At 61.4% G+C, this 21,606-nt stretch carries 16 protein-coding genes; 5 read left to right on the top strand and 11 right to left on the bottom strand.

Annotated elements, in window-relative coordinates:
* Positions 1 to 56 precede the first annotated feature (56 nt).
* Positions 57 to 2,090 (bottom strand): DNA-binding protein, encoded by a 2,034-nt coding sequence (locus tag BM132_RS15840; RefSeq protein WP_092456657.1) that lies wholly within the window; start codon positions 2,088 to 2,090, stop codon positions 57 to 59.
* Positions 2,083 to 2,427 carry a helix-turn-helix domain-containing protein gene (locus BM132_RS15835; protein WP_092456654.1) on the bottom strand — a complete coding sequence of 115 codons (345 nt, stop codon included), beginning with the start codon at positions 2,425 to 2,427 and terminating at the stop codon, positions 2,083 to 2,085. Before BM132_RS15835 ends, BM132_RS15840 begins: the two co-directional genes overlap by 8 nt.
* A gap of 148 nt (positions 2,428 to 2,575) precedes the next feature.
* On the opposite strand from BM132_RS15835, the gene BM132_RS15830 reads away from it, so the two are divergent.
* A complete protein-coding gene (locus BM132_RS15830; RefSeq protein WP_256244266.1) occupies positions 2,576 to 3,304 on the top strand; it encodes a S24 family peptidase in 729 nt (242 codons plus the stop codon).
* A 314-nt stretch (positions 3,305 to 3,618) separates the two neighbouring features.
* On the opposite strand, the gene BM132_RS15825 is transcribed toward BM132_RS15830, so the two are convergent.
* The 8 genes from BM132_RS15825 to BM132_RS15790 all read right to left on the bottom strand — a co-directional run bounded on the left by BM132_RS15825 (position 3,619) and on the right by BM132_RS15790 (position 13,775).
* Positions 3,619 to 4,059, bottom strand: a complete 441-nt coding sequence (locus BM132_RS15825) for a carboxymuconolactone decarboxylase family protein (protein WP_092400340.1) — start codon at positions 4,057 to 4,059, stop codon at positions 3,619 to 3,621.
* Between the two features lie 229 nt (positions 4,060 to 4,288).
* Positions 4,289 to 5,734 carry a mechanosensitive ion channel family protein gene (locus BM132_RS15820; protein ID WP_092456648.1) on the bottom strand — a complete coding sequence of 482 codons (1,446 nt, stop codon included), beginning with the start codon at positions 5,732 to 5,734 and terminating at the stop codon, positions 4,289 to 4,291.
* Between the two features lie 180 nt (positions 5,735 to 5,914).
* Complete coding sequence (locus tag BM132_RS15815) at positions 5,915 to 6,781, bottom strand: pirin family protein (protein ID WP_092456644.1); 867 nt, start codon at positions 6,779 to 6,781, stop codon at positions 5,915 to 5,917.
* A 251-nt stretch (positions 6,782 to 7,032) separates the two neighbouring features.
* Entirely contained in the window at positions 7,033 to 7,647 is a 615-nt protein-coding gene (locus BM132_RS15810) for a response regulator transcription factor (protein WP_092456641.1), read from the bottom strand.
* A gap of 115 nt (positions 7,648 to 7,762) precedes the next feature.
* Complete coding sequence (locus BM132_RS15805; protein ID WP_092456638.1) at positions 7,763 to 8,197, bottom strand: ANTAR domain-containing protein; 435 nt, start codon at positions 8,195 to 8,197, stop codon at positions 7,763 to 7,765.
* Between the two features lie 128 nt (positions 8,198 to 8,325).
* On the bottom strand, positions 8,326 to 11,607 hold the full coding sequence (locus tag BM132_RS15800) for a transporter substrate-binding domain-containing protein (protein WP_092457128.1): 3,282 nt from the start codon (positions 11,605 to 11,607) through the stop codon (positions 8,326 to 8,328).
* A 204-nt stretch (positions 11,608 to 11,811) separates the two neighbouring features.
* Positions 11,812 to 13,146 (bottom strand): lysine N(6)-hydroxylase/L-ornithine N(5)-oxygenase family protein, encoded by a 1,335-nt coding sequence (locus BM132_RS15795; RefSeq protein WP_092456635.1) that lies wholly within the window; start codon positions 13,144 to 13,146, stop codon positions 11,812 to 11,814.
* 146 nt (positions 13,147 to 13,292) lie between these two features.
* Positions 13,293 to 13,775 (bottom strand): sigma-70 family RNA polymerase sigma factor, encoded by a 483-nt coding sequence (locus BM132_RS15790; RefSeq protein ID WP_092400328.1) that lies wholly within the window; start codon positions 13,773 to 13,775, stop codon positions 13,293 to 13,295.
* A gap of 497 nt (positions 13,776 to 14,272) precedes the next feature.
* Between BM132_RS15790 and BM132_RS15785 the strand changes: the two genes are divergently transcribed.
* The 4 genes from BM132_RS15785 to BM132_RS15770 all read left to right on the top strand — a co-directional run bounded on the left by BM132_RS15785 (position 14,273) and on the right by BM132_RS15770 (position 19,634).
* Positions 14,273 to 15,424 carry an efflux RND transporter periplasmic adaptor subunit gene (locus BM132_RS15785; RefSeq protein WP_092456632.1) on the top strand — a complete coding sequence of 384 codons (1,152 nt, stop codon included), beginning with the start codon at positions 14,273 to 14,275 and terminating at the stop codon, positions 15,422 to 15,424.
* On the top strand, positions 15,425 to 17,395 hold the full coding sequence (locus BM132_RS15780) for a MacB family efflux pump subunit (protein ID WP_092456629.1): 1,971 nt from the start codon (positions 15,425 to 15,427) through the stop codon (positions 17,393 to 17,395).
* 10 nt (positions 17,396 to 17,405) lie between these two features.
* Complete coding sequence (locus tag BM132_RS15775; RefSeq protein ID WP_092456626.1) at positions 17,406 to 18,800, top strand: efflux transporter outer membrane subunit; 1,395 nt, start codon at positions 17,406 to 17,408, stop codon at positions 18,798 to 18,800.
* A gap of 507 nt (positions 18,801 to 19,307) precedes the next feature.
* Positions 19,308 to 19,634 carry a DUF6124 family protein gene (locus BM132_RS15770; RefSeq protein ID WP_092456623.1) on the top strand — a complete coding sequence of 109 codons (327 nt, stop codon included), beginning with the start codon at positions 19,308 to 19,310 and terminating at the stop codon, positions 19,632 to 19,634.
* A 198-nt stretch (positions 19,635 to 19,832) separates the two neighbouring features.
* Here BM132_RS15770 and BM132_RS15765 read toward each other — a convergent pair whose 3' ends face one another.
* Entirely contained in the window at positions 19,833 to 21,449 is a 1,617-nt protein-coding gene (locus BM132_RS15765) for a pyoverdine maturation tyrosinase PvdP (RefSeq protein WP_092456621.1), read from the bottom strand.
* Between the last annotated feature and the right edge of the window lie 157 nt (positions 21,450 to 21,606).

Genomic DNA, 21,606 nt, shown 5'->3' with positions numbered 1-21,606 from the left:
TCTCCTCCTATGTCTAGCGTGTTGGCGCACGCTGACTGCTTTGAAACGTGGGCTTCTCAACCCGCGTGTTGAAATACTCTTTGCATTGCCACGAAGTCCGGATGGGCGGGATAACGCTCCCACCACCGGGCTTCGTCGGCAGTCAGTTCTTCACCGGCGATCTTTCGTTGATCCAACCGAACCCAAAGTCGGTAACGAGCTACGTCGTCCCCTGGGACTACGAACGTAGGCCGCTGCTGATCCAACGACTGGGCGTAATCTCGTGCCGCTTCCAGGGCTTCTGCCGAAAGGCTTGCAGACGGCGCCGTTGTAGGGGCGATCATCTCTACTCGCTGCCCGGTCAACGTTTCCAACTTGTCTACTGCACGCTTGAACTGGCCTTGTTGCCGTTTGTCTCGCGCCATCTCAACCATGGTGCGAGGCATATAATCCGAGCTGTTCCCATCCAGTTGGGCCGCGCCGATCAGCTCGCCGTCTAACGTGAACGTCCAGATTTGGCTAGCATCTCTAACGTCGTAGGCGATGCGTATTTCTTGCCCGTGCAAGGCCGTTAGATCCGTCAGGAAATAGGTACTGCCCGCCCAAGCGACTTCGCCGCGTCTCGTTGTGCGCACCACTTGCGGACGCATGAGCGATTCAACCAACGAACCGGGCGCGGTAATCGGCTCCCAGCCTTCCGCTATCGCGGCTTGCCAAGCCTCGTTCGGGCTCATATGCCGCAATACGCCGGTTTCGGGGTCGCGAATTTTGGCGAGGCCTCGATGGGGAGTATCGTTGTAGGTCGCGATTTCATGTTCAACGCCCGACATGAATTCACCGAACGCGGGGAGCAGTCTGCTTTTCCCGCCCTCACGCAGTTCCTTACGGCCAATGCGATGCACTCGTGTACCGGCGTGCTTATCCATGTCGGCACCGATGTAGCTCGTCAGCTTCTTGGCCGCTCGCACCCAAATGGTCTGGTGTCCCCGCTCGGAGAGGCCCCGCGCTTGGCTGTTGTATGGCAGCGAGTGGGTCATCGTGCCGCCCAAGCGGTCGACAACTTCCCGCACGGTGTCGTTAGCGAAACCGGAGCCGTTGTCTACGTAGAAGATGCCGAACATGCATTCACGGACCGCATCACGCAGCGCGTCCAGAACACCAATAGCCGACTCTGCTTCCCCAACCGATACGCCAACGACTTTCCGGGTGGCTACATCCAACACGGTTGTAATCTCTGGCCGGTATGGCTTGCCGGTGAGAGGATTGATGACCTCCGCATCGAATTTATGGCCGTCGGCGGTGTAAACGTCTCCTGGGAAAAGATTCTTCGTAGAGCGACGCCGGAACGGTTGCAGCGCTTTAAGTTCCTGCGGGCTCATTCGCCCCGCCTGCAAAGCTTCTGGCGACAGTTTCTTCAGAAAGCGTTGCACTGCATGGATGCTTGGCAGCGGACCTTCATAGCGTTGCGCAAACTCGGCATAGCTGGCCGCAACACTCGGCTTTGTAGGCCGCTGGTAACACCGAAGAAAATCTTTCGCCCACGCAGGAACCGTCAGGTTCGGACGTTGCCGCAACGGTGCTAAGCCCGCCTCACCATCGGTGCGATATGCAGACAGCCAACGCTTTAGGCTTCTTTCCGATAGCGTTCTGTCGCCCGTCTTTTTGTTATTGGCCAGAGCCAGCCGCTCAGTCAAATACGGGCTCAGCGCCCCATCACGGGCTTGCTTGACCAAAACGTCTATGGCGCGATTTTGCGAGGTCGCGACGCACATGCGTTCGATCTCCCGAATGAAGCAGAGCCGAGCCACCATGACTGCGCGCTGCATGTCATTCAGCTTTGCGGTGCCCTTGGCCACTGTTGCGATAGCCTTTTGCTCCGGAACCTCGGCAGGAACCGCTTCAATTGGAGCCTCAACCTCAGCAATGGACCGGGCCATCAGTGCAGCTTGCGTTTCGGTGGGCAGACTCGAAAACGGGTACTCGACCGCTTTGGTGCCGAGACGTTTCCGGCTCTCCCACTCAAGGCGAATAGCCACCTTGCGAATACCAGGAACGGTTCCTGGCAACCCAGGAAGGCCCGCCAGTTCCTGCGACGTATACCAGTCACGCATCGCCGTCTTTCCACTTGGTTTTACTGTGACCAACCGGACTATTTTCGGTATGCTTTGGATAGACCGAATTCGTTTCAGCTCGGTTTGGCCGCTGGCGAAGTGGAGAGCCATTGGGATTCCAGCGCTCTGGCCATAACTGGACAGGCTGAAGCCCTAGGGCTTGAGCAATCGCCCGCTCTACCCGAGGGTAAGGTCGGTGCTTAGCGTTACGGATGGCGCGCTCATTCAGGCCATGCGTTCTGGCCAGTTCGGCAAAGTTGGTGCCGCGAACACGGAGCTGGAATTTAATCCATTCCCAGCGTCGTTCTGAATCGAGCGGTATGTCGTAGGTTTCCATTTTTCAACCATCGTCTAGGGTGGTTTTTTTAGGCTTTCTAACGGCCGGTTTAGGACAATATATCCCGTATTCGGGATGCGGTAAACCGAATATGGGAGTTTTTATTCCCGTTTTCGGGCAAGACAACAGTCTATTGTGGAAAACTCAAGTGAATTCAGTGACTTACACGGAATCGAAACACGCGCCAGTAGGCGAAAACGCGGTTTCTTTTCCGAATTCGGGAATAGAAACCCGAATAGCCACGGTCGCAAGCTTGTTCGAATCCCGAAAACAGGCTGCCGAGGCTGCGAACGTGGCGCTGTCGTCGCTCCAACGGTGGATCGCTGGTGAAGGAATGCCCGCCTTCAATTCGTTGGCGTTGTTGGCTTCTGCGGTGGGGGTGTCTCTTGACTGGATTGCGTCGGGGCGCGGAGAGATGTATCCAGCGGAGGGGGCGCCTGCCCAAGCGAAGGACGACAGCATCTATGCCTATGTTCCGCTTTACGACGCCAGGATTAGCCAGGGCCACGGTGCTTGGAGCGATGGCGCACGCATCCTGACAATGCTTGCCTTCACTAAATACAGCTTGCAGAAGAAAGGGCTGCAAGCGTCGCAGCTCGCGGCGGTGCGGGTGGATGGCGACTCAAACGAGCCGTTTCTAAAGGACGGCGATACCGTGATGGTGGATCTTTCCCGGAACACCATCCAGGGCGAGGCGTTTTATGTGATACGCCTGGATGACCTCCTATACGCCAAGCGGCTGCAACGTCAGATCGACGGCGGGGTCTTGGTCATCAGCGCCAACACGGCTTATCCCAGCGTGCATGTTCCTACTGATCGGCTTGAGCGGCTTCAGGTCGTGGGTCGAGTGGTCTGGTCGGGCGGATGGATGATCTAAGCGTCAGTGCCAAAAAGCCCGCGAAATGCGGGCTTTTTAGTTTGTGGCAGGATTTTTGGGGGCCGCGCCTCTTTTGGCACCGATTAGTGCCGCTTACTTGCTCAAGCCCCCGTTTTTCCTGGCTTGTCCTTTTTCTTCCCTTTTCTTCCCACCAGTTTCCTCTGGTGCCATATCTCTCACCGCCTCACACTGAGAATTAGATCTATGTGGGAGCAAAGCTTGCTCGCGATAGCGCTCAGACAGTTCATGCTCCATCGACGGACACACCGCCATCGCGAGCAAGCTTTGCTCCCACAGGTAGTTTCTGCTTTCGACTACGCCTCAGGCATCTTGCGAAAGCCCACCGCCAGGCGGTTCCAGCCATTGATGGCGTTGATTGCCACGGTCAGGTCGACCATTTCCTTGGGCGTGAAATGCTGGTTCAGCTGTTCGTAGTCGGCGTCTGGCGCATGGGTGTCGCTCAAGCGGGTCAGCGCTTCGGTCCAGGCCAGCGCGGCGCGTTCACGAGGGGTGAAAAACGGGGCTTCGCGCCAGGCGGTCACGGCATACAGGCGACGCTCCGTCTCACCGTCCTTGCGGGCATCGGCGGTGTGCATGTCGATGCAGAAGGCGCAGCCGTTGATTTGCGAGGAACGCAGCTTGACCAGTTCCAGCAGGGATTTTTCCAGGCCCAGTTTCGAAGCAGCAGTTTCGAACGCCAGCATGGCTTTGAAAGCGTCCGGGGAGGCGGTGTAGAAATCGATACGCGGTTGCATGGTGAACTCCAGAACGATTGGGTGTGGCGCTACGTTAGCGTTGCGCTGGCGCGGTACAAATAGCCAATTGTTGGGAAGTTCGGGTGGCCAATGGGGGGATTTATCCTGTAGGAGCTGGCGAAGCCTGCGATCTTTTGATTTTTTGATCTTTCGCTTGAGATTCAAGTGGCTGGGGAAAGATCGCAGCCTCGTTGCACTCGTCAGCCCCTACACAGCTCCTACACGGTTCCTACTGGGCCCGGCTGCGCAACCATTGCAGGAAGCGCTTCTTGACGACCGGTTTGGGGACGTCGCGGGTCAGGTTCTGGGCCAGGTGCATGCGCACGTCCAGCAGGTTCTTCATCGCATCGTTGATGTCGCGGCGAGCGTCCAGGCAGGGTTTGAGGTAGCTCTTCTCGATGCGATAAAGGGTGCAGAAGGTCTTGGCGGAAAAGTTCGCCAGCGCGGCCTGGTCGGAAACGATCCCGGCTTCGCCAATAACCTCTCCCGGCCCCATGCGTCCGGCCTCGAACGGCTGGCCGTTACGAAACAGGGTGACGCTGACCACCCCCGACTCGATGATGAACAAATGATCGCTGACCTCCCCGGCCGGCAGGATCATGTCGCCGGCGCGGAAGGTCTGCAGGGTCATGTTCTGGCTGAAGGTGTCTTTCTCATCCTGGCGCAAGGTGGAGAAAATGCTCGAGCTTTCCAGCAACGCACGGGGCCGCGACACGCCATTGGCGGACGCGCTTTCGCTGGTGGACAACAGGCTTACGCCCGAAGCCTGCAAATGCCGGAACGCCAGGTCGAACAACTGATTGCGCACCTCGCGCTTCTGGCCCATGGACGCGACGAACCCGCTGATTTCATATTCCGCCCCGGTGCTGCCGGTGCTCTTGAGGGTCACGCAGGGTGCCGGGCTGGCAAGCAGGGAACGACAGCCAATCATCGCCCGCTCCAGCGCATCGATCACGGTTTGTGGCCGTGCATGCGGGCTGACCGGGATGCTGATGGATAACCCGTGGACGTCGCTGGGACGGCTGAAGTTGACGATCTTGGCCTTGGCCGCCAAGGAGTTGGGAATCACCGCCATGCTGCCCTGGGCGGTCTGCAACCGTGTGGCGCGCCAGTCGATATCGGTGACCCGGCCTTCGGTGCCATCAATGGAAATCCAGTCATCGACTTGATAGGGCTTGGTGGTGTTGAGCACGATCCCGGAGAACACGTCACTGAGGGTACTCTGCAAGGCCAGGCCGACGATGATCGCCATCGCCCCGGACGTTGCCAGGACGCCCTTGACCGGCAAGTCCAGCACATACGCCAGGGCCGCGATGACGGCGATCAGGAAGATCACCGCGCCGATCAAATCCTGCAAGAGCCGCCCGGTATGCCCCACCCGCTGCATCATCACCACGCCGATAATCACCGTCAGGGTCCGCGCAGCGAACAGCCACCAAGCAATTTGTAAACCGGTGGACGCCAAGTGGCGTGGCACGTCGTCAACCCACTGTGCCGGCTGCAGGGGGTTGAGGCCTTCGTTGAACAGCAGCGCGCTGAACAACGAAAAAATCAGCAGCCGCCCGCCGATCTTCCAATAGGTCCGATCAGCACTGACCAGCCGCCACAGCAGAATGTCGAGCACCAGCAGCACCAAGGCACTCAGCAGTGGGTGAGCGGAGATCAGAGACGGCATCGCGACAGCTCCAGGAAAGTCATGGGGCGAAGATTGGCACAAATTGAACACGGCGTAGAGAGCACCGCAGAAACTCATGTGGGAGCGAGCCTGCTCGCGATTGCGGCGTATCCGTCAATGATGCATCGACTGTCAGACCGCTATCGCGAGCAGGCTCGCTCCCACAGGACTTGTCTCTGGTCAGTCGTCCATCGCGCCAAAACGACCGGAGTGGAAATCGTTGAAAGCCTGGTGTATCTCCTGCTCGCTGTTCATCACGAACGGACCATGGCCGACGATGGGTTCGTCGATAGGCTCACCGCTGAGCAGCAACACCACCGCGTCTTGATTGGCGTACAGGTGCAACTGCTCGCCAGCCCGGTCGAACAGCGCCAGTTGCCCGGCCTCAACCCGCTCGCGACCGTTGACCTGAACCGTGCCACGCAGCACCACCAGTGCGGTGTTGCGGCCATCGTGTACGTCGAGGGTCAGGTTTTTTTCGGCATTCAAGCGCATGTCCCAGACATCGATGGGTGTAAAGGTTTTCGCCGGGCCTTGATGCCCCTCGAAGCGGCCGGCAATCAGGCGCAGGCTGCCAGCGTTGTCCTTCAGGTCGATGCTCGGAATGTCGCTGTTGAGGAGCGTCTGGTAGCCGGCCGGGGCCATTTTGTCCTTGGCGGGCAGGTTGACCCACAGTTGGACCATCTCCATGAACCCGCCTTGCCGGGCGAAGGCTTCGGAGTGGAACTCTTCGTGAATGATCCCGGAGGCGGCTGTCATCCATTGCACGTCGCCAGGGCCGATCTTGCCGCCGCTGCCAGTGGAATCCCGGTGTTCCAGTTCGCCCTGGTAGACGATCGTCACGGTTTCGAAACCGCGATGAGGGTGCTGGCCGACACCGCGACGCTCGGTGGTGGGTTCGAATGGCGTGGGTGCGGCGTGGTCCAGCAGCAGGAACGGGCTGATGTGCTTGCCCAGGTTGTCGTAGGAAAACAGCGTACGAACCGGGAAGCCGTCACCGACCCAATGGGCTCGGGGGCTGGTGTAGACGCCGATGATGTTTTTCATGCTGTGTCTCCAAAATCAGGTACTGCGATTTGATGGACATAGCTTAAAACCGCCCCCCTTGAAGCACTAGACAGCAAAAACCGGCCTTAGCGTTCTATTTGGAGAACAATGAAGGACCTAGAAAAACTGCAAGTCACCACAGTCCCCCTGTGGGAGCGGGCTTGCTCGCGAATGCGGTGTGTCAGCAAACATTTATTTCACTGACACTCCGCATTCGCGAGCAAGCCCGCTCCCACAAGTTCTGGTGTTATTCAAAGGTGATTGCGCTTGGCGAAATCCGAGAGGCCCACCAGCGTCTTGAGTCCGAGTTTTTCCAGCAGACGGGTCTTGTAGGTGCTGACGGTTTTCGGACTCAGGAACAACGCCTCGGCGATGTCCTTGCCGCGCATTCCCATGGCCAGCATTCGCAGAATGGACAACTCACGGGTGGAGAGCGTTTCCAGGGTCTGCTGTTCAGTGCGTTGTTGAAAATCCAGCCTGACCGGCATTTGAGGGAAATAGGAGTAGCCGGATTTCAGCGCATGAATGGCCTTGATCAGCTCTTTCAGGTCGCTTCTCTTGGTCACGAAGCCCCTGGCTCCGGCGGAAATGCAGCGGTTGCAAAAGTGCTGCGCGTCCTGGGAAGTGAACACCAGCACGCCGCACCCAGGGAACTGGGCCATGATCCAGACCAACAGATCCATGCCATCGAATCCGTTCATCACCAGGTCCAGAATTACCAGGTCTGGCGCCTTTTCCTTGATCATCGCCCTGGCGTCGGCGACACCGCCCGCGTCCCTGACTCCGGTAAACCCCTCGTTCTGGCAAATGAGCCGCAATGCCCCTCGTATGACAGGGTGGTCATCCACGATCAATACGTCTTTCAAGGCAACTCCCCACGTAAATGCAAACGGCGCCGATGCCATGACTGCTTCGGACTGTTGCACAGGCGCCGGGCCAAGCCACCTGTCAGGTCTGACAGTGCCGACCAACGGTGCAGCTTCACCCTGCGTGACCTTGCCTGAGGGGGCGAAGCCAGGGTCGCGTCAACTCGCAGGCCTGGGGATCAATCCGCTCCATCAGACTGGCCAATGACGCAAGGTCAGGCAGTTGGGCCGTGCTCAAGTGCATGCTCGGCCGACGCGCGACAACCGCCGAGGACAGACCGATCTGGGGGGTGTTGTAAATCAGCGCGTGAAGAAGCTGTGGGTTATCGAGGATGAAATCGTGCAAGTCCAGCGCGCCCTTCGCCAGGCCGGCATTGACCACGACCAGGTCGAACGGCTCGCTGCCGTATTCCACCAGCGTCAACAGCTCCTGCAGGCCACTCACGGGGGCGATCCGAAAATAGCCCTGTTGATTGAACAGGTGCTCAAGCCTCATTCGATGAGCATGTTGCGTGTCGGCAATCATGATACGTAATGCTTTGTTCGGCATGACAGGCGTCCCAATCGTTAAGGGGCGTCAGGCTAGAGGAAGCTTTTGATAGGCGCTGTAGGACGAATCCCAAAAAATGGAGGAAAAAGGTACTTCGTATGTAGCTTCGGGATGACTACGCGGCTCGCTTAGCCATGAGAAGACCCGCGGGGACCGCTTCGCGGCCCAGCGCAAGCACGCTCCCCCGCCACATAGGTCTCCAGTCGTTCAGTCAGGTGCTCCATGGCTTGGCGCACGTCATCCACGGCGGCGCCGAGCAACGGCCGGTCACCCCCGCGGCAGGCACTTTCCAGGGCTTCGCAGGCGGCAATCAGGCGCTGGGCCCTGATCATCAGCGCGCCGCCCTTGACCCGGTGCGCCAGGTCAGCCAGCGCTGGCAGGTCCTGGCGAGCGAGCAGACGCATTAATTGCGCCTGGTCATCGGCATTGCTGTTGACCAGTTCCCTTAGCAGTTTTTTGATTGAGCCAGTGTCACCTGCGCTCAATTGTTCAAGGCTGCTCAAGTCGATGTCGCCGGTGGTCGGCGCGAGCGCCAGTTCATCGGGCACTGCGGCGCAACCCTGCGTGACTGAAGCCAGGCAGCTGTTCAGCTCCTTGAGGCTGATGGGTTTGAACAGGCAATCGTCCATGCCGGCTTCGACACAACGGGCCTTTTCCTCGGGCTGGGCATTGGCCGTGAAACCCAGGATCACCCCCGGCGACAAACCCTCGGCCCGCTCCGCCTCGCGAATGGCGCGGGCCAGTTCGTAGCCGCTCATCAACGGCATGTTGCAGTCGGTAATGACGACATCGAAGCGTTCAGCCCGCCAGGCGCGCAACCCCTGGACACCCTCGTCGGCTTCCCGGACACGATGACCCAGATAGCTCAGTTGCTGGGACAGCAGCAGACGGTTGGCCGGGTAGTCGTCCACCACCAGAATGTTCAGCGCCCGCACCGGTGCCAGCGCCTCGACTTGCGCCGACGGCGCCTGAGCCAAGGCCTCGAGCGCCGGCAAGCTCAGCAAAACTTCAATCTGCGTGCCCTCCCCCGGCACGCTGCTCAACGTCAGGGTGCCGCCCATCATTTCGCAGAGCGTGCGGCTGATCACCAGCCCCAACCCGGAGCCGCTGCGGGCCGACTGGGTGTTGTTGCTGGCCTGGGTAAAAGGGCTGAACAAGCGGCGCTGATCCTCGGCCGAAATACCACAGCCGCTATCTTCAACACGCAGGCGGATTGGCAGGCACTGCGCGTCGCCGCCCGGTTCGGCTCGCACACTCAAGCGCACCTGCCCCTGCTCGGTGAACTTGATGGCGTTGCTCAGCAGATTCGACACGATCTGCTTGAAACGCAACGGATCGATCAACACGTCGCGGTTGATCGCGGCGTCGAGCTCAAGCTGCAAATGCAGTTGTTTCTGCCAGGCAAGGCCTTCAAAGATCCGCGCCACCGATTCGATCAGCTCCCGCAGATTGGCCCGCTGCGGGGTCAGCGACAGCCTGCCTGACTCGATGCGGGCGATGTCGAGGATGTCACCGATCAAGTCGAGCATGCCGCGGGCGGCGCCTGACGCGACCTCGATGGCGAGCCGGTCCATGACACCCTGGTCGGCTTTTTTCAGGGCCAGTTCCAGCATGCCGATCACCGCGTTCATCGGTGTACGGATTTCATGGCTCATGGTCGCCAGAAAAGTGGTCTTGGCCCGATTGGCATCATCGGCGCTTTGCTTGGCCACGCGCAGCTGTTCCAGCAGACGCCGCAGGTAAAAGGCCCACCCCAGTGCCAGCAGCAACAGCAGCGCGGCGATGGCGAAACCCTGGACGATGGTGGTGCGGTTGCGCAACCAGTAGCTGTCGTCGATCACCACTTCACTGCGCCAACGATTGGTCAGCTCGTCCATTTCTTCGGGAGAAATACTCAGCAGCGCCTTGTCCAGGATCGAATGCAGCTCCGGCGCATCACGATGAGTCGCCAGGGCCACGCGCGCCGGCAACGTCCCCACGGTACTGGTGATGTGCAGTTTGCCGCGGTATTGGCGAGAAATCATATAGCGGGCGCTGATCAGCGAATTGATCGCGCCGTCCACCGTACCGGCGGCGACCATGGACATCGCGTCCGCTGAATTTTCAGCCGGCACCAGATGCACCCGGGGAAATTGTTCCAGCAGATATTCACGCAGCGCATTGCCACGGATCAGCGCCAGGCGTTTGCCCTCCATCTGGTCCAACGTCAACGGGACCTTGCCCCCGGCGGACGCCACCAGCACGAACGGATTGCTCAGGTAAGGCCGGGTAAAACGCAACGTCCCCTCAAGCTCGGTGCTGGGTGGCGCGGCGGCCAGTACGTCGGCCCGACCGCTGCTGACGCGCCCGATCACATCATGAAGCGAGGTACCCCACTGGATATCGAACTTCAGGCCGGTGCGCAGGCTGATCCTGGCCAGCACATCAGCGCTGATACCCCGCAAATGCCCTTCATCGATAAACGTGAGTGGCGGGAAGTTCTGGTTGACGGCCACCGTGATCCGCGGATGGGCATCCAGCCAACGCTGTTCCTTGACACTGAAATGCAGAGGTTGCTGACCGGGGATGCTCGCGCCGCCAGCGCTCCAGCGGCGCAGGATGCTCATGCGCTCACTGGCGGGGATGGCTTGTAGCGCGGCGTTGATAATGCGCAGCAGGCGTGCGTTCTCGCGGCTGACCGCAAAGGCGAACGGCTGCACTTCCATGCGTGAGAAATCAGCCAGTTGGACGTTGTTCAGGTAGTTCTTGCTGATCAGGTAATTGGAGCTGATCGAATCCCCCAGGTAAACGTCGGCCTGCCCAAACGCCACGGCGCCGATCGCGCTCAAGGTCGAGGGGTACAACTGCAAGGCCGCATCCGGATAAAACGCCTTGACCGTATCGGTAGGCAGATAGTGATACAGCATCGCCACGCGCATGCCCGCCAGGTCCGTGGGCAAATCCTGGCTATCCTCGACCCGGGCCACCAAGGTGGGCAGGTCATCGGCATAGGGCTGGGACATCGCCAACTCGGGGTCGCTGGCTTCGAAGCCGTTGGCCGTTCCGAGCATGTCGATCTCACCACTGCGCAAAGCCTGGAGCGATGCCTCCCGTGACGCGTAGCGCTGCACCCGCACATCGACGTGCAACATCTGCCCCAGCAATTGGGCATAGTCAGCCGTAAGACCCTCATAGTCGCGGCCATTGCTGGTGATACCGAAAGGTGCGTAATCCGGCGCCGAGGCCCCTAACAGCAACGTCCCCTTGCGGCGTAGCCAGTTCTTGTCGGCCTCCCCCAGGGACACCGAATAGTCGCTCACACTGGAACGCCCGAGCACTTGCAGCGACTCAGGCGCCGCGCCAACCTGCGGCGTCACACTTGATAAGCCCAGCAACAGCGCCACCAGGCCTGTGCGTAAGAACAGCGTCATTTGGATCAGGTTGTTTCGTTTGGCGTAGTCGGCCCGGAACACCACCGACTTCACGTCAAGTCAGGGAGACCGGCTGATGGGTTCAGACTGCCAAAGCGAGGGAACAGCGAACCGTCAACGCGCCCTGCCTGAAAGACAGGACACGTGAGGTGAGTGTAGGAAGTTTCTGAGAAATTGCCCGCAGGCCGATTGTTGTAGGCAGGGTTATGCCGTGGCCAGCTTCAGGTCGCGCACCGAACGGCTCTGTCCGCGATGCATGCTGTGCTCGTACAGCGAACCGGCGATTTCATCGGCGCGCACCGGCAGGATCGACAACAAGGTATCGCTCAGGCCATGGCTGGCCTGGCAGAAGCCCTGCATGTAGATCGCCGCTTTGCAGCGCTCGTCGGTGATCAACTTGTAGTTGCGGTCTACCTCGAAATTCCCCAGGTATTGCTCAAGTGGCGCCAGCAATGTGCGGTGCATCTGCCGTTCGTAACCGGTGGCCAGCACCACCGCGTCATAACGGCGCACGGTCAGCTCTCCGGTGGCGTTGTTGCGCACCGCCAGCTCCACGCCGGCACCGGTGGCCGTGGCTTTCTCCACCGTGGTGAGAGTACGGAAGGCATGACGGGCGATGCCTGAGACTTTCTGGCGATAGAAAATCCCGTAGATCCGTTCGATCAGGTCGATGTCCACCACTGAATAGTTGGTGTTGTGGTACTCGTTGACCAGCCGCTCGCGTTCGCTGTGGGGCTGCTGGAATACCAGATCGGTGAATTCCGGGGAGAACACCTCGTTGACGAACGGGCTGTCATCGGCCGGCTTGAGGGCCGAGCCGCGCAGGATCATGTCGACCTGCACCGAAGGGAAGCTGTCGTTGAGGTCGATGAAGGCTTCCGCGGCGCTCTGTCCGCCGCCGATGATCGCGATGTTCATCGGCTGGCCGTTCACGCACGGCTGCGTCGCCATGCGCTCCAGGTACTGGGAATGGTGGAACACCCGAGCGTCCTCCTTGAAAACGCTGAACGCTTCGGGGATGCGCGGTGTACCACCGGCACTGACCACCACCGAGCGAGCAGTGCGCACCCGCTCTTCACCCTGGCTGTCGCGGGAAATCACCTGCAACGCTTCGACCTGCTGGTTGTGCAGCACCGGTTCAATGCGCAGCACTTCTTCGCCATAGCGACTCTGCCCGGCGAACTGCGCGGCCACCCAGCGCAGGTAGTCGTTGTACTCCATGCGACACGGGTAGAACGTGCCGAGGTTGATGAAGTCTACCAGCCGGCCGTGATGCTTGAGGTAGTTGACGAACGAATAGGGGCTGGTGGGGTTACGCAGGGTCACCAGGTCCTTGAGGAAAGAAATCTGCAACTCGCTCTGGGTCACCAGGGTATTGCCATGCCAGCGGTAGTCGGCCTGCTTGTCGAGGAACAGCACATCCAGTTCGCCCTGGACCGGGCCCCGCTCCTGCAGCGCGATAGCCAGCGCCAGGTTCGAGGGGCCGAAGCCGATACCGATCAAGTCGTGAACGTTGGGCGAAGCAATTGCCTGTGTCATGTCCAGTGTCCTCTGGAGAAGCCCCTCAACAGGGCGCGAAAAGCCTGGGGTGACCCGACCGATCTTTGGCAAGCCGGCAAGTCGTCTGTTGAGAGGAACGAGGACAGTGAAAAAAAATTTACCGTGATGCGACCGGCGTGGAGGGATTAATGCGCGTCCCACTGCCGCACGCGAATGCGGCAATGCTTCATGGCGTTGACGATGTGTTTTTCCACCAGTGCTCGGGAAATGCCCAGGCGTTCGGCGATTTGCGGGTGGGACAGACCTTCGAGCTTGCGCAGCAGGAAACTCTCGCGGCACAGCGGCGGCAACTCGGCCAGCGCGCGCTGGAGCAGGTCCAGGCGCTGACCGTGGTCAAGGCTGGTATGGGGCGATGGCGTGAAAAAACGCTCTTCGCTGTCCAGCACGTCCAGGGATTCGACCTGGCGCAGGGTATTGCGCCGATGTCCGTCGATCACCAGGTTCAGCGCGGTGCGGTACAGGAACGCCCGAGGCTGCTCGATGGGTGTGTCACTGGCGCGCTCAAGTACCCGCACATAGGCGTCATGCACCACATCCTCGGCCGCCTGGCGGTTGCCTAGCCTGGCGTTCAGGAAACACACCAGCTCGCGATAGTAGTTTTCCAACATGACTCCCCTGCGCAATGGCTGCGACAGCTATCCCTGTGCCAGATCGGCGCGCCTGAAATCGGCAATGGCACGATAGTGGCAGATTTAATCGCGTAATTTATAGTAATTCTCATATAGATTTAAAGCTTTGGTTTGTATCAGTCCGGATTCGTTCAGATAACTAGGCGCCAAGCACCGCTTTTGTGGTGAGGGAGCTTGCTCCCGCTGGATTCTGTAGGAGCTGTCGAGCGAAGCGAGGCTGCGATCTTTCCACTGCCAATTGAGTTTGAAGCGAAAGATCAAAAGATCGCAGCCTCGCTTCGCTCGACAGCTCCTACAGAGCCCGACGGGAGCAAGCGCCCTCGCCACAGGGGAGCAGTGGCGCTTCAACTGATTTTTCCAACCTGCTACCAAGTGTTTCACACAGTAAATTCCCGTCCGAAGCGCTCGTTTACCAAGACAGCCTCCCGTCCCTGCCCTGCCTGCGACGGGCCCGACACCACCGGCCGGAACCCTGCATGAAACGTCCCCGCCCTACCCGACGCGCCTGGCTTTTAACCTTCGCTCTGCTCCCAGCCGTGGCCTTTGCCGCCTGGCAAGCGGTGGCCCCGAGCCGTGAATCGCTGATGACCGCACCCGTCACCCGTGGCGATATCGAAAACAGCGTCACCGCCCTGGGCACCCTGCAACCGCGGCGTTACGTGGACGTCGGCGCTCAGGCGTCCGGGCAGATCCGCAAGATTCATGTAGAAGCCGGCGACGACGTTCGCGAAGGCCAATTGCTGGTTGAGATCGATCCCTCCACACAAAAGGCCAAGCTGGACGCCGGACGCTTCTCCATTGAAAACCTCAAGGCCCAGCTCCAGGAACAACGAGCCCAGCACGATCTGGCCCAGCAGAAATTCCGCCGTCAGCAGCAACTCAAGGCCGGCGGCGCCACCCGCGAGGAAGACGTGCAGACCGCCCAGGCCGAAGTGCGGGCGACCCAGGCGCGCATCGACATGTTCCAGGCCCAGATCCGCCAGGCCCAGGCCAACCTGCGCAGTGACGAGGCCGAGCTGGGTTATACGCGCATTTTCGCGCCCATGAGCGGCACCGTGGTCGCCGTCGGTGCCCGGGAAGGCCAGACCCTCAACGCCCAACAGCAAACTCCGTTGATTCTGCGCATCGCCCGCCTGTCGCCGATGACCGTCTGGGCCGAAGTCTCGGAAGCGGACATCGGTCACGTCAAACCGGGCATGACCGCCTACTTCACCACCCTGGCCGGCGGCGCCCGTCGCTGGAGCAGCACCGTGCGTCAGATTCTGCCGGTGCCGCCGCGCCCGCTGGAGGCGAGCCAGGGCGGCAGCCTCACGGGCGGGCGCAGTGGCAGCGAACGGGTGGTGCTCTATACCGTGTTGCTGGATGTGGATAACGCCGACCGTGCCCTGATGACGGAAATGACCGCCCAGGTGTTTTTTGTTGCCGCCCAGGCACGCGATGTACTGACCGTTCCCAGCGCCGCGTTGCAGGCCAACGCCGGGCAAGTGCAGGTGGTGGCCGACAATGGCGATGTCCAGCTGCGCACCGTGCGTACCGGCGTCAGCGATCGGCTGCGTACCGAAATTCTCGACGGCCTGAGCGAAGGCGACCAGGTGCTGATCGGTCCGGCCTCCGGCAGCGGAGGCTGAATGGACACGCCCCTGATCGAACTGCGGGACATTCGCAAGGCCTACGGCGGTGGTGACAGCCCTCGGGTGGAGGTGCTGCGCGGCATCGATTTGTCCATTCACGCTGGGGAATTCCTGGCGATTGTCGGGGCGTCCGGCTCCGGTAAATCAACGCTGATGAACATCCTCGGTTGCCTCGACCGCCCCACCAGCGGCGAATACCGGTTTGCCGGCGAAGACGTCGCCGGCCTGGGCAGCGACGAACTGGCCTGGCTGCGGCGCGAAGCCTTCGGCTTCGTGTTCCAGGGCTATCACCTGATCCCGTCCGGCACTGCCCAGGAAAACGTCGAGATGCCGGCGATCTACGCCGGCACCTCGGCCGCCGAGCGCCACGCCCGGGCCAGCGCCCTGCTCGAACGCCTGGGTCTGGCCAGCCGTACCGGCAACCGCCCTCATCAACTGTCCGGCGGCCAGCAGCAACGGGTGTCGATTGCCCGGGCCTTGATGAACGGCGGCCACATCATCCTCGCCGACGAACCCACCGGCGCCCTCGACAGCCAGAGCGGCATCGAGGTCATGGCGTTGCTCGACGAACTGGCAAGCCAGGGTCATGTGGTGATCCTGATCACCCACGACCGCGAAGTGGCGGCGCGGGCCAAGCGCATCATTGAGATTCGCGACGGGCTGATCATCAGCGACAGCGCCGGCGGCGATCCGACTCCGCACCACGCCAACCCGAACGCGTTGCAAGCGGTGGACCTGCGCCAGCGCCTGAGCGCCGGCAGCGAACACAACGGCGCCTGGAAAGGCGAACTGCTCGACGCCGTGCAAGCGGCGTGGCGGGTGATGTGGATCAACCGCTTCCGCACCGCCCTGACGCTGCTGGGCATTATCATCGGTGTGGCCTCGGTGGTAGTGATGCTGGCGGTGGGCGAAGGCAGCAAGCGCCAGGTCATGGCCCAAATGGGCGCCTTCGGCTCCAACATCATCTACCTCAACGGCACCGCGCCCACCCCGCGCGCCGCCAAGGGCATCATCAGTGAATATGACCTGGCCGCCCTCGCCGCCCTGCCCGAGGTGCAGCGGATCATGCCGGTCAACGGCGCCGACGCCAGCGTGCGTTTCGGCAACCTCGACCACACCAGCTACGTGGGCGGCAACGATACGAATTTCCCGACCATCTTCAATTGGCCAGTGGCCCAGGGCAGCTACTTCACCGATGCCGATGAACGCAGCGCCGCGGCAGTGGCGGTGATCGGTCACAAGGTCCGGCACAAGCTGCTCAAGGAGGTCGACGACCCCATTGGCCGCTACATCCTGATTGAGAACGTGCCGTTTCAGGTGGTCGGCGTGCTGGCGGAAAAAGGCGCCAGCTCCGGGGATTCGGATGCCGACAATCGCATCGCCGTGCCCTACTCTGCCGCCAGTGTGCGCTTGTTCGGCAGCCGGCATCCCGAGTACGTGGTGATCGCCGCCCGGGACGCTGGCAAGGTCAAGGAGGCCGAACAGGCCATCTCCCGCACCCTGCTGCGCCTGCATGACGGCAAGCAGGATTTCGAGTTGACCAACAACGCCGCGATGATCCAGGCCGAGGCGCGTACACAGGGCACGCTGTCGCTGATGCTCGGGGCCATTGCCGCGATTTCGCTGCTGGTGGGCGGCATTGGGGTGATGAACATCATGCTCATGACCGTGCGCGAGCGAACCCGCGAGATCGGCATTCGCATGGCCACCGGCGCCCGCCAGCGGGACATCCTGCGCCAGTTCCTCACCGAAGCGGTGATGCTCTCGGTGGTCGGCGGACTGGCCGGCATCGGTTTGGCCTTGCTGGTGGGCGGTGCGCTGCTGCTGGGCAAGATCGCCGTGGCCTTCGAGTGGCTGGCGGTGTTCGGCGCCTTCGGCTGCGCCCTGGTCACCGGCGTTGTTTTCGGTTTCATGCCGGCCCGCAAGGCGGCTCGCCTCGACCCGGTCGCGGCCCTTACCAGTGAATGAACGCCACTCTATGAAAGCGCACCTGACCCTCCTCGCCGCCGGCCTGTTACTGGCAGCCTGCGGCACTCCTCTGCCGGCGCCGGACAGCGGCATCCAGCCGCCACCGGCCTGGCAGAACCTCAATACGCCAAGCACGCACGCCGATAACCAACAATGGTGGACGCAGTTCGGCAGCCCACAGTTGAACCGACTGATCGAACAGGCGCGCCTGGACAGTCACGATCTGGCAGCCGCCATGGCCCGGGTGCGTCAGGCCCAGGCCAGCGCGGTGATCGCCGGCGCGCCGCTGCTGCCGGAAATCAAGGCCGGGCTCAATGGCAATCGCCAGGAATTGTTGCGGGGCAAGGGTTACAGCCAACTGGACGTCGACCGGAACAACCGCACCATCGACTACTACGACGCCAACCTCAGCGCCACCTATGAACTGGATTTCTGGGGCGGCAAACGGGCGGCCCGGGACAGCGCACTGAGCAACCTGTCGGCCAGCCAGTTCGACCGGGCGACCGTGGAATTGACCCTACTCAGCGGCGTCGCCAACAGCTACACCCAGGCGTTGTCCCTGCGCGAGCAACAGCGCATCGCCGAACAGAACCTGGACAACGCCCAACGTGTACTCGACCTGGTGCAGACCCGCTACGACGCCGGCAGCGCCACGGCCCTGGAGTTGTCCCAGCAAAAAAGCCTGGTGGCGGCGCAACAGCGCAGGTTGCCTCAAGTGCAGCAGCAGGCCCGGGAAGCCTTGATCACCCTGGCGGCGCTGCTGGGGCAACCGGTGCAGTCGGTCACACTCGACGATGAACATTTCGACCGTTTGCACTGGCCCGCTATCGACGCCGGGGTGCCCAGCGACCTGCTCAGTCGCCGCCCGGACATCGCCGCCGCCGAAGCGCGCCTCGCCGCCGCCCAGGCTGACATCAGCGTGGCCCGCGCGGCCATGCTGCCTTCCGTGACCCTGGGCCTGAGCCTGGCGACCGGCGCCGACATCGCCGAGCAGTTGCTGCGCAACAACGTCTACAACCTCACCGCAGGTTTGACCGCGCCGATCTTCAACAACGGTCGCCTCAAGGCCGAACGGGACAAAGCCACCGCGCGCCAGGAAGAACTGCTGGAGCTCTACCGCGCCGCCATCATCAACGGCTTCGCCGACGTCGAAAAAGCCCTGAACGGCATCCATGGGCTCGACCAGCAGCGGCAGTGGCAGAGCGAAGAACTGCATCAGGCCCAGCGCGCATTCGACATCGCCCAGCGCCGTTATCAGGCCGGTGCCGAAGACCTGCTCACCGTGCTGGAAACCCAACGCACGCTGTACGCCGCCCAGGACATGAACGTGCAATTGCGATTAGCGCGGGTGCAGGCGAGCGTGGCGTTGTACAAGGCGCTGGGTGGGGGTTGGCGGGTGATGTAAGGCTAAATTGTAGGAGCTGTCGAGCGCAGCGAGGCTGCGATCTTTTGATCTTTGGCTTCGGACTCAATTGGCAGTGGAAAGATCGCAGCCTCGTTGCACTCGACAGCTCCTACAGAGCCCAGCGGGAGCAAGCTCCCTCGCCACAACTGCGTTCGCTTCAGTGCTGTTGAGGCTGCAATGTAGGACGTCCGAGCGAGGCTACATCGCCTTGCGCCATTGCCTACAACTACGCCAGAATCCGTCGGCTTGTGCGCCTGGCTCGTGGCATTTACTGTTTCCGGGTCGCTGATTTCAGCGATCGGGTTTGGTAGCCCGCGAGTCAACTAGGCGCAAGCGCCACCTCCTACAGATGCTCTCTCGGCGTCTGTTTCATGGTGGCCGTGCGCAGGGCGTCTTCGGGCGCGCCGGGTTCCTAGTGCTCCGGTCTACCAACCCGCGTACGGCCGCCACCCAATCGTTTGGTAGCGATGGTGTCGGCTCCTGAAAATGAATACTAGGAGTTACACCATGTTCAAGATCACCCCCAATCCCCCCGAAAACGATTCAAAAAAACTCAACGAAGCCGCCGACCGCGCCCTCGCCTTCTATCTCGATCCGAAACCCACAAAACCCACCTCATCACCCGGCCAGTTATTCACCGTCGTCGAAGACGCGGACATGGAATGCCTGCTCGCCAACCTCAGCGAAACCCTGGCTTCGATCAATGTCATGGCCAACGAGCTGGCATTTGATTTGGACGGCACGCGACGGAGTTTTGCCCTGGGGATCCAGCAGATGGTCGAGCTGAGTGAGCTGCTGGCGAACCGCGCGCTGGACATCGCAGTGCCGCGTTAAAGGCGCATGCCCTCTAAAGCCAAGTGATATTTGTGGCGAGGGGATTTATCCCCGCTGGGCTGCGCAGCAGCCCCATTAGCCGGCACCTCGGTGAGTCAGTTGTTTTGAGTGCGCTGGTTTGGGGCTGCTTCAGCCCAGCGGGGATAAATCCCCTCGCCACAACAGCGTTCGCTTTGGTTTTCTTTGGGAAGCGAAGCTTTACACCGGCTTGGCCTTGAGATTCCGCGCATACCAAGGCCGTTGCGGCACGCGGCGAAACAGTTCGGAGAGTTTTTTGTCGTCGCTGCCGAAGGTGATGCGCAGGGCCAGTTTCATGGTTTCCGGGTCCATCTCCACCGAACGTCCGGGCTGCAGCCCCGGCGTGGTGCTGCAGCCGTGGGTGTCCGGGCCCAGCCAGGGGTCGGCGATTTCTACCCAACGGCCCGGGGCGAACCAAGGCACGCCGTTGACCTCAAGCCGGCTCACTTCCCCCGGATGGAAACGTTCGTGGGCCCGAAACCAGTCTTCGAGGCGGTCGTCGATCCAGCCATGGAAGGCCCAGAACACCGGGTTCACATGGGAGGAAAACGGGTCGCCCAGAAAGTCGTTTTCCGGCGCATACCAGCGCTGGGCGAAGTCGGCCGGGTCGCGGGCGAAGGGCACCGGGTGGCCGTTGGAAGGATCGCGGGGCACCGAGGCCCAGCGCATGTGCAGCCAGTCGTGCAGGCCCAGCTCCACTTCCGAGCCGAACTGACCCAGGGTCAGTTTCGACAGGTAGCGCGGGTCGCGGTAGCGCGATTCCCAGACCTGGAAATTGCTGTGATAGGTCTCGGCAGTCTTGATATCACTCACCCATTGGGCGTACTGCTCGTCGCCGCTGGCCAGCCAAGTGGGCGGCAAAGCTGTGCCATCGTGGTTATCGAAATACCGGGCAAAGCCCAGCCGATCACGCTCCAGCTCCGGTTGCGGCAACGGGAAGCGCGGCCACGACGGCAGCGGCTGGAACGAACGGGCCGTGCCGAGCATGTGCCGGTGCATGAAAAAGAAATCCACGCCCGAGCCGTTGCGATCCTTGCGCTTGCCGCGAGCGTCACGTTCATGGTCCCGTGGGCCGGGCTGCCAGCCGATGCCACGCAGGGCGTTGCGCTTGTCTTCGTCCAGGCTGTGCCATTTGTCCCGTGAGGCGTGCCAGAGCTGATGGAACAACCGATGCTCCGGCGACACCAGCCAGGCCAGCAACGGCGGGCTCAGCGGCGTGCGTTCCCGGGCTTCGGGGAACGGCAACTTGCGGGCGATGAACTGATTGTCGAGTTCCGGCAGCGCCAGCGGGCGATCCAGGCGCAACACGCGACCGCTGAGGGTGGCGGTGCCGGCATTGCCGAAGCCGGCCCAGACCTCGTCCAGGGTCATGATGAATTCGTAGTCCGGTGCCCCATGCTGAGCACCGATCAGGCGCCAGCTCAGTTGTTTCGGATCGGTTCCGGCCAAATCGCCCAACACTCGATAATGAGGCTCATCACCGGCGCGCAGGCGTTCAGCGGTGTCGAGGCAACCCACGACACCACGCCCCTTGTGGGCAATGTCGAGGAACACTTGCAGACCGTCCTGGGGCAAGCCGTCCAGGCCCGCGTCGCTTCCTGAAAAACGGATCGTCCAGATCCCCCGCAGCGTATCGGCCCGGCGCTGGCCTGCCACGTCCGCCACATCGAATGAGGCCTCGCCGGGGGTGATGGTGGGGTCCGGCCGGGTCAGTTCGCGATGCCCGTAATACACCGCAGGCACGGCGGCACCGGTCAGCGCCAGGCCCGCCATGAACCATCGTCGAGAAATCGTCATTGCCTTACCTGTGTTCGGCCCTGGGGCGGGCGTTATCCAAGCTAGAACGATGGGCGGGCCAACAAATTTATAGAGGCTGTGAGGGCGTCATCGCGAGCAGGCTCGCTCCCACAATAGAGGTGCGTACATGCGATGAAAATTTGATGAGTTCAAGGCC

Origin of the sequence: Pseudomonas sp. NFACC45 (genome assembly GCF_900113505.1) — a bacterium.
Classification (GTDB): Bacteria; Pseudomonadota; Gammaproteobacteria; order Pseudomonadales; family Pseudomonadaceae; genus Aquipseudomonas; species Aquipseudomonas tehranensis.
This window is presented reverse-complemented; position numbering and strand designations above follow the sequence as displayed.

Excerpts from the sequence above, each read along its gene's own strand:
- BM132_RS15790 (WP_092400328.1), bottom strand. The coding sequence starts at position 13,775 with ATGTTGGAAAACTACTATCGCGAGCTGGTGTGTTTCCTGAACGCCAGG.
- BM132_RS15800 (WP_092457128.1), bottom strand. The coding sequence starts at position 11,607 with ATGACGCTGTTCTTACGCACAGGCCTGGTGGCGCTGTTGCTGGGCTTA.
- BM132_RS15770 (WP_092456623.1), top strand. The coding sequence starts at position 19,308 with ATGTTCAAGATCACCCCCAATCCCCCCGAAAACGATTCAAAAAAACTC.
- BM132_RS15785 (WP_092456632.1), top strand. The coding sequence starts at position 14,273 with ATGAAACGTCCCCGCCCTACCCGACGCGCCTGGCTTTTAACCTTCGCT.
- BM132_RS15835 (WP_092456654.1), bottom strand. The coding sequence starts at position 2,427 with ATGGAAACCTACGACATACCGCTCGATTCAGAACGACGCTGGGAATGG.
- BM132_RS15795 (WP_092456635.1), bottom strand. The coding sequence starts at position 13,146 with ATGACACAGGCAATTGCTTCGCCCAACGTTCACGACTTGATCGGTATC.
- BM132_RS15780 (WP_092456629.1), top strand. The coding sequence starts at position 15,425 with ATGGACACGCCCCTGATCGAACTGCGGGACATTCGCAAGGCCTACGGC.
- BM132_RS15765 (WP_092456621.1), bottom strand. The coding sequence starts at position 21,449 with ATGACGATTTCTCGACGATGGTTCATGGCGGGCCTGGCGCTGACCGGT.
- BM132_RS15820 (WP_092456648.1), bottom strand. The coding sequence starts at position 5,734 with ATGCCGTCTCTGATCTCCGCTCACCCACTGCTGAGTGCCTTGGTGCTG.
- BM132_RS15840 (WP_092456657.1), bottom strand. The coding sequence starts at position 2,090 with ATGCGTGACTGGTATACGTCGCAGGAACTGGCGGGCCTTCCTGGGTTG.
- BM132_RS15815 (WP_092456644.1), bottom strand. The coding sequence starts at position 6,781 with ATGAAAAACATCATCGGCGTCTACACCAGCCCCCGAGCCCATTGGGTC.
- BM132_RS15775 (WP_092456626.1), top strand. The coding sequence starts at position 17,406 with ATGAAAGCGCACCTGACCCTCCTCGCCGCCGGCCTGTTACTGGCAGCC.
- BM132_RS15825 (WP_092400340.1), bottom strand. The coding sequence starts at position 4,059 with ATGCAACCGCGTATCGATTTCTACACCGCCTCCCCGGACGCTTTCAAA.
- BM132_RS15805 (WP_092456638.1), bottom strand. The coding sequence starts at position 8,197 with ATGCCGAACAAAGCATTACGTATCATGATTGCCGACACGCAACATGCT.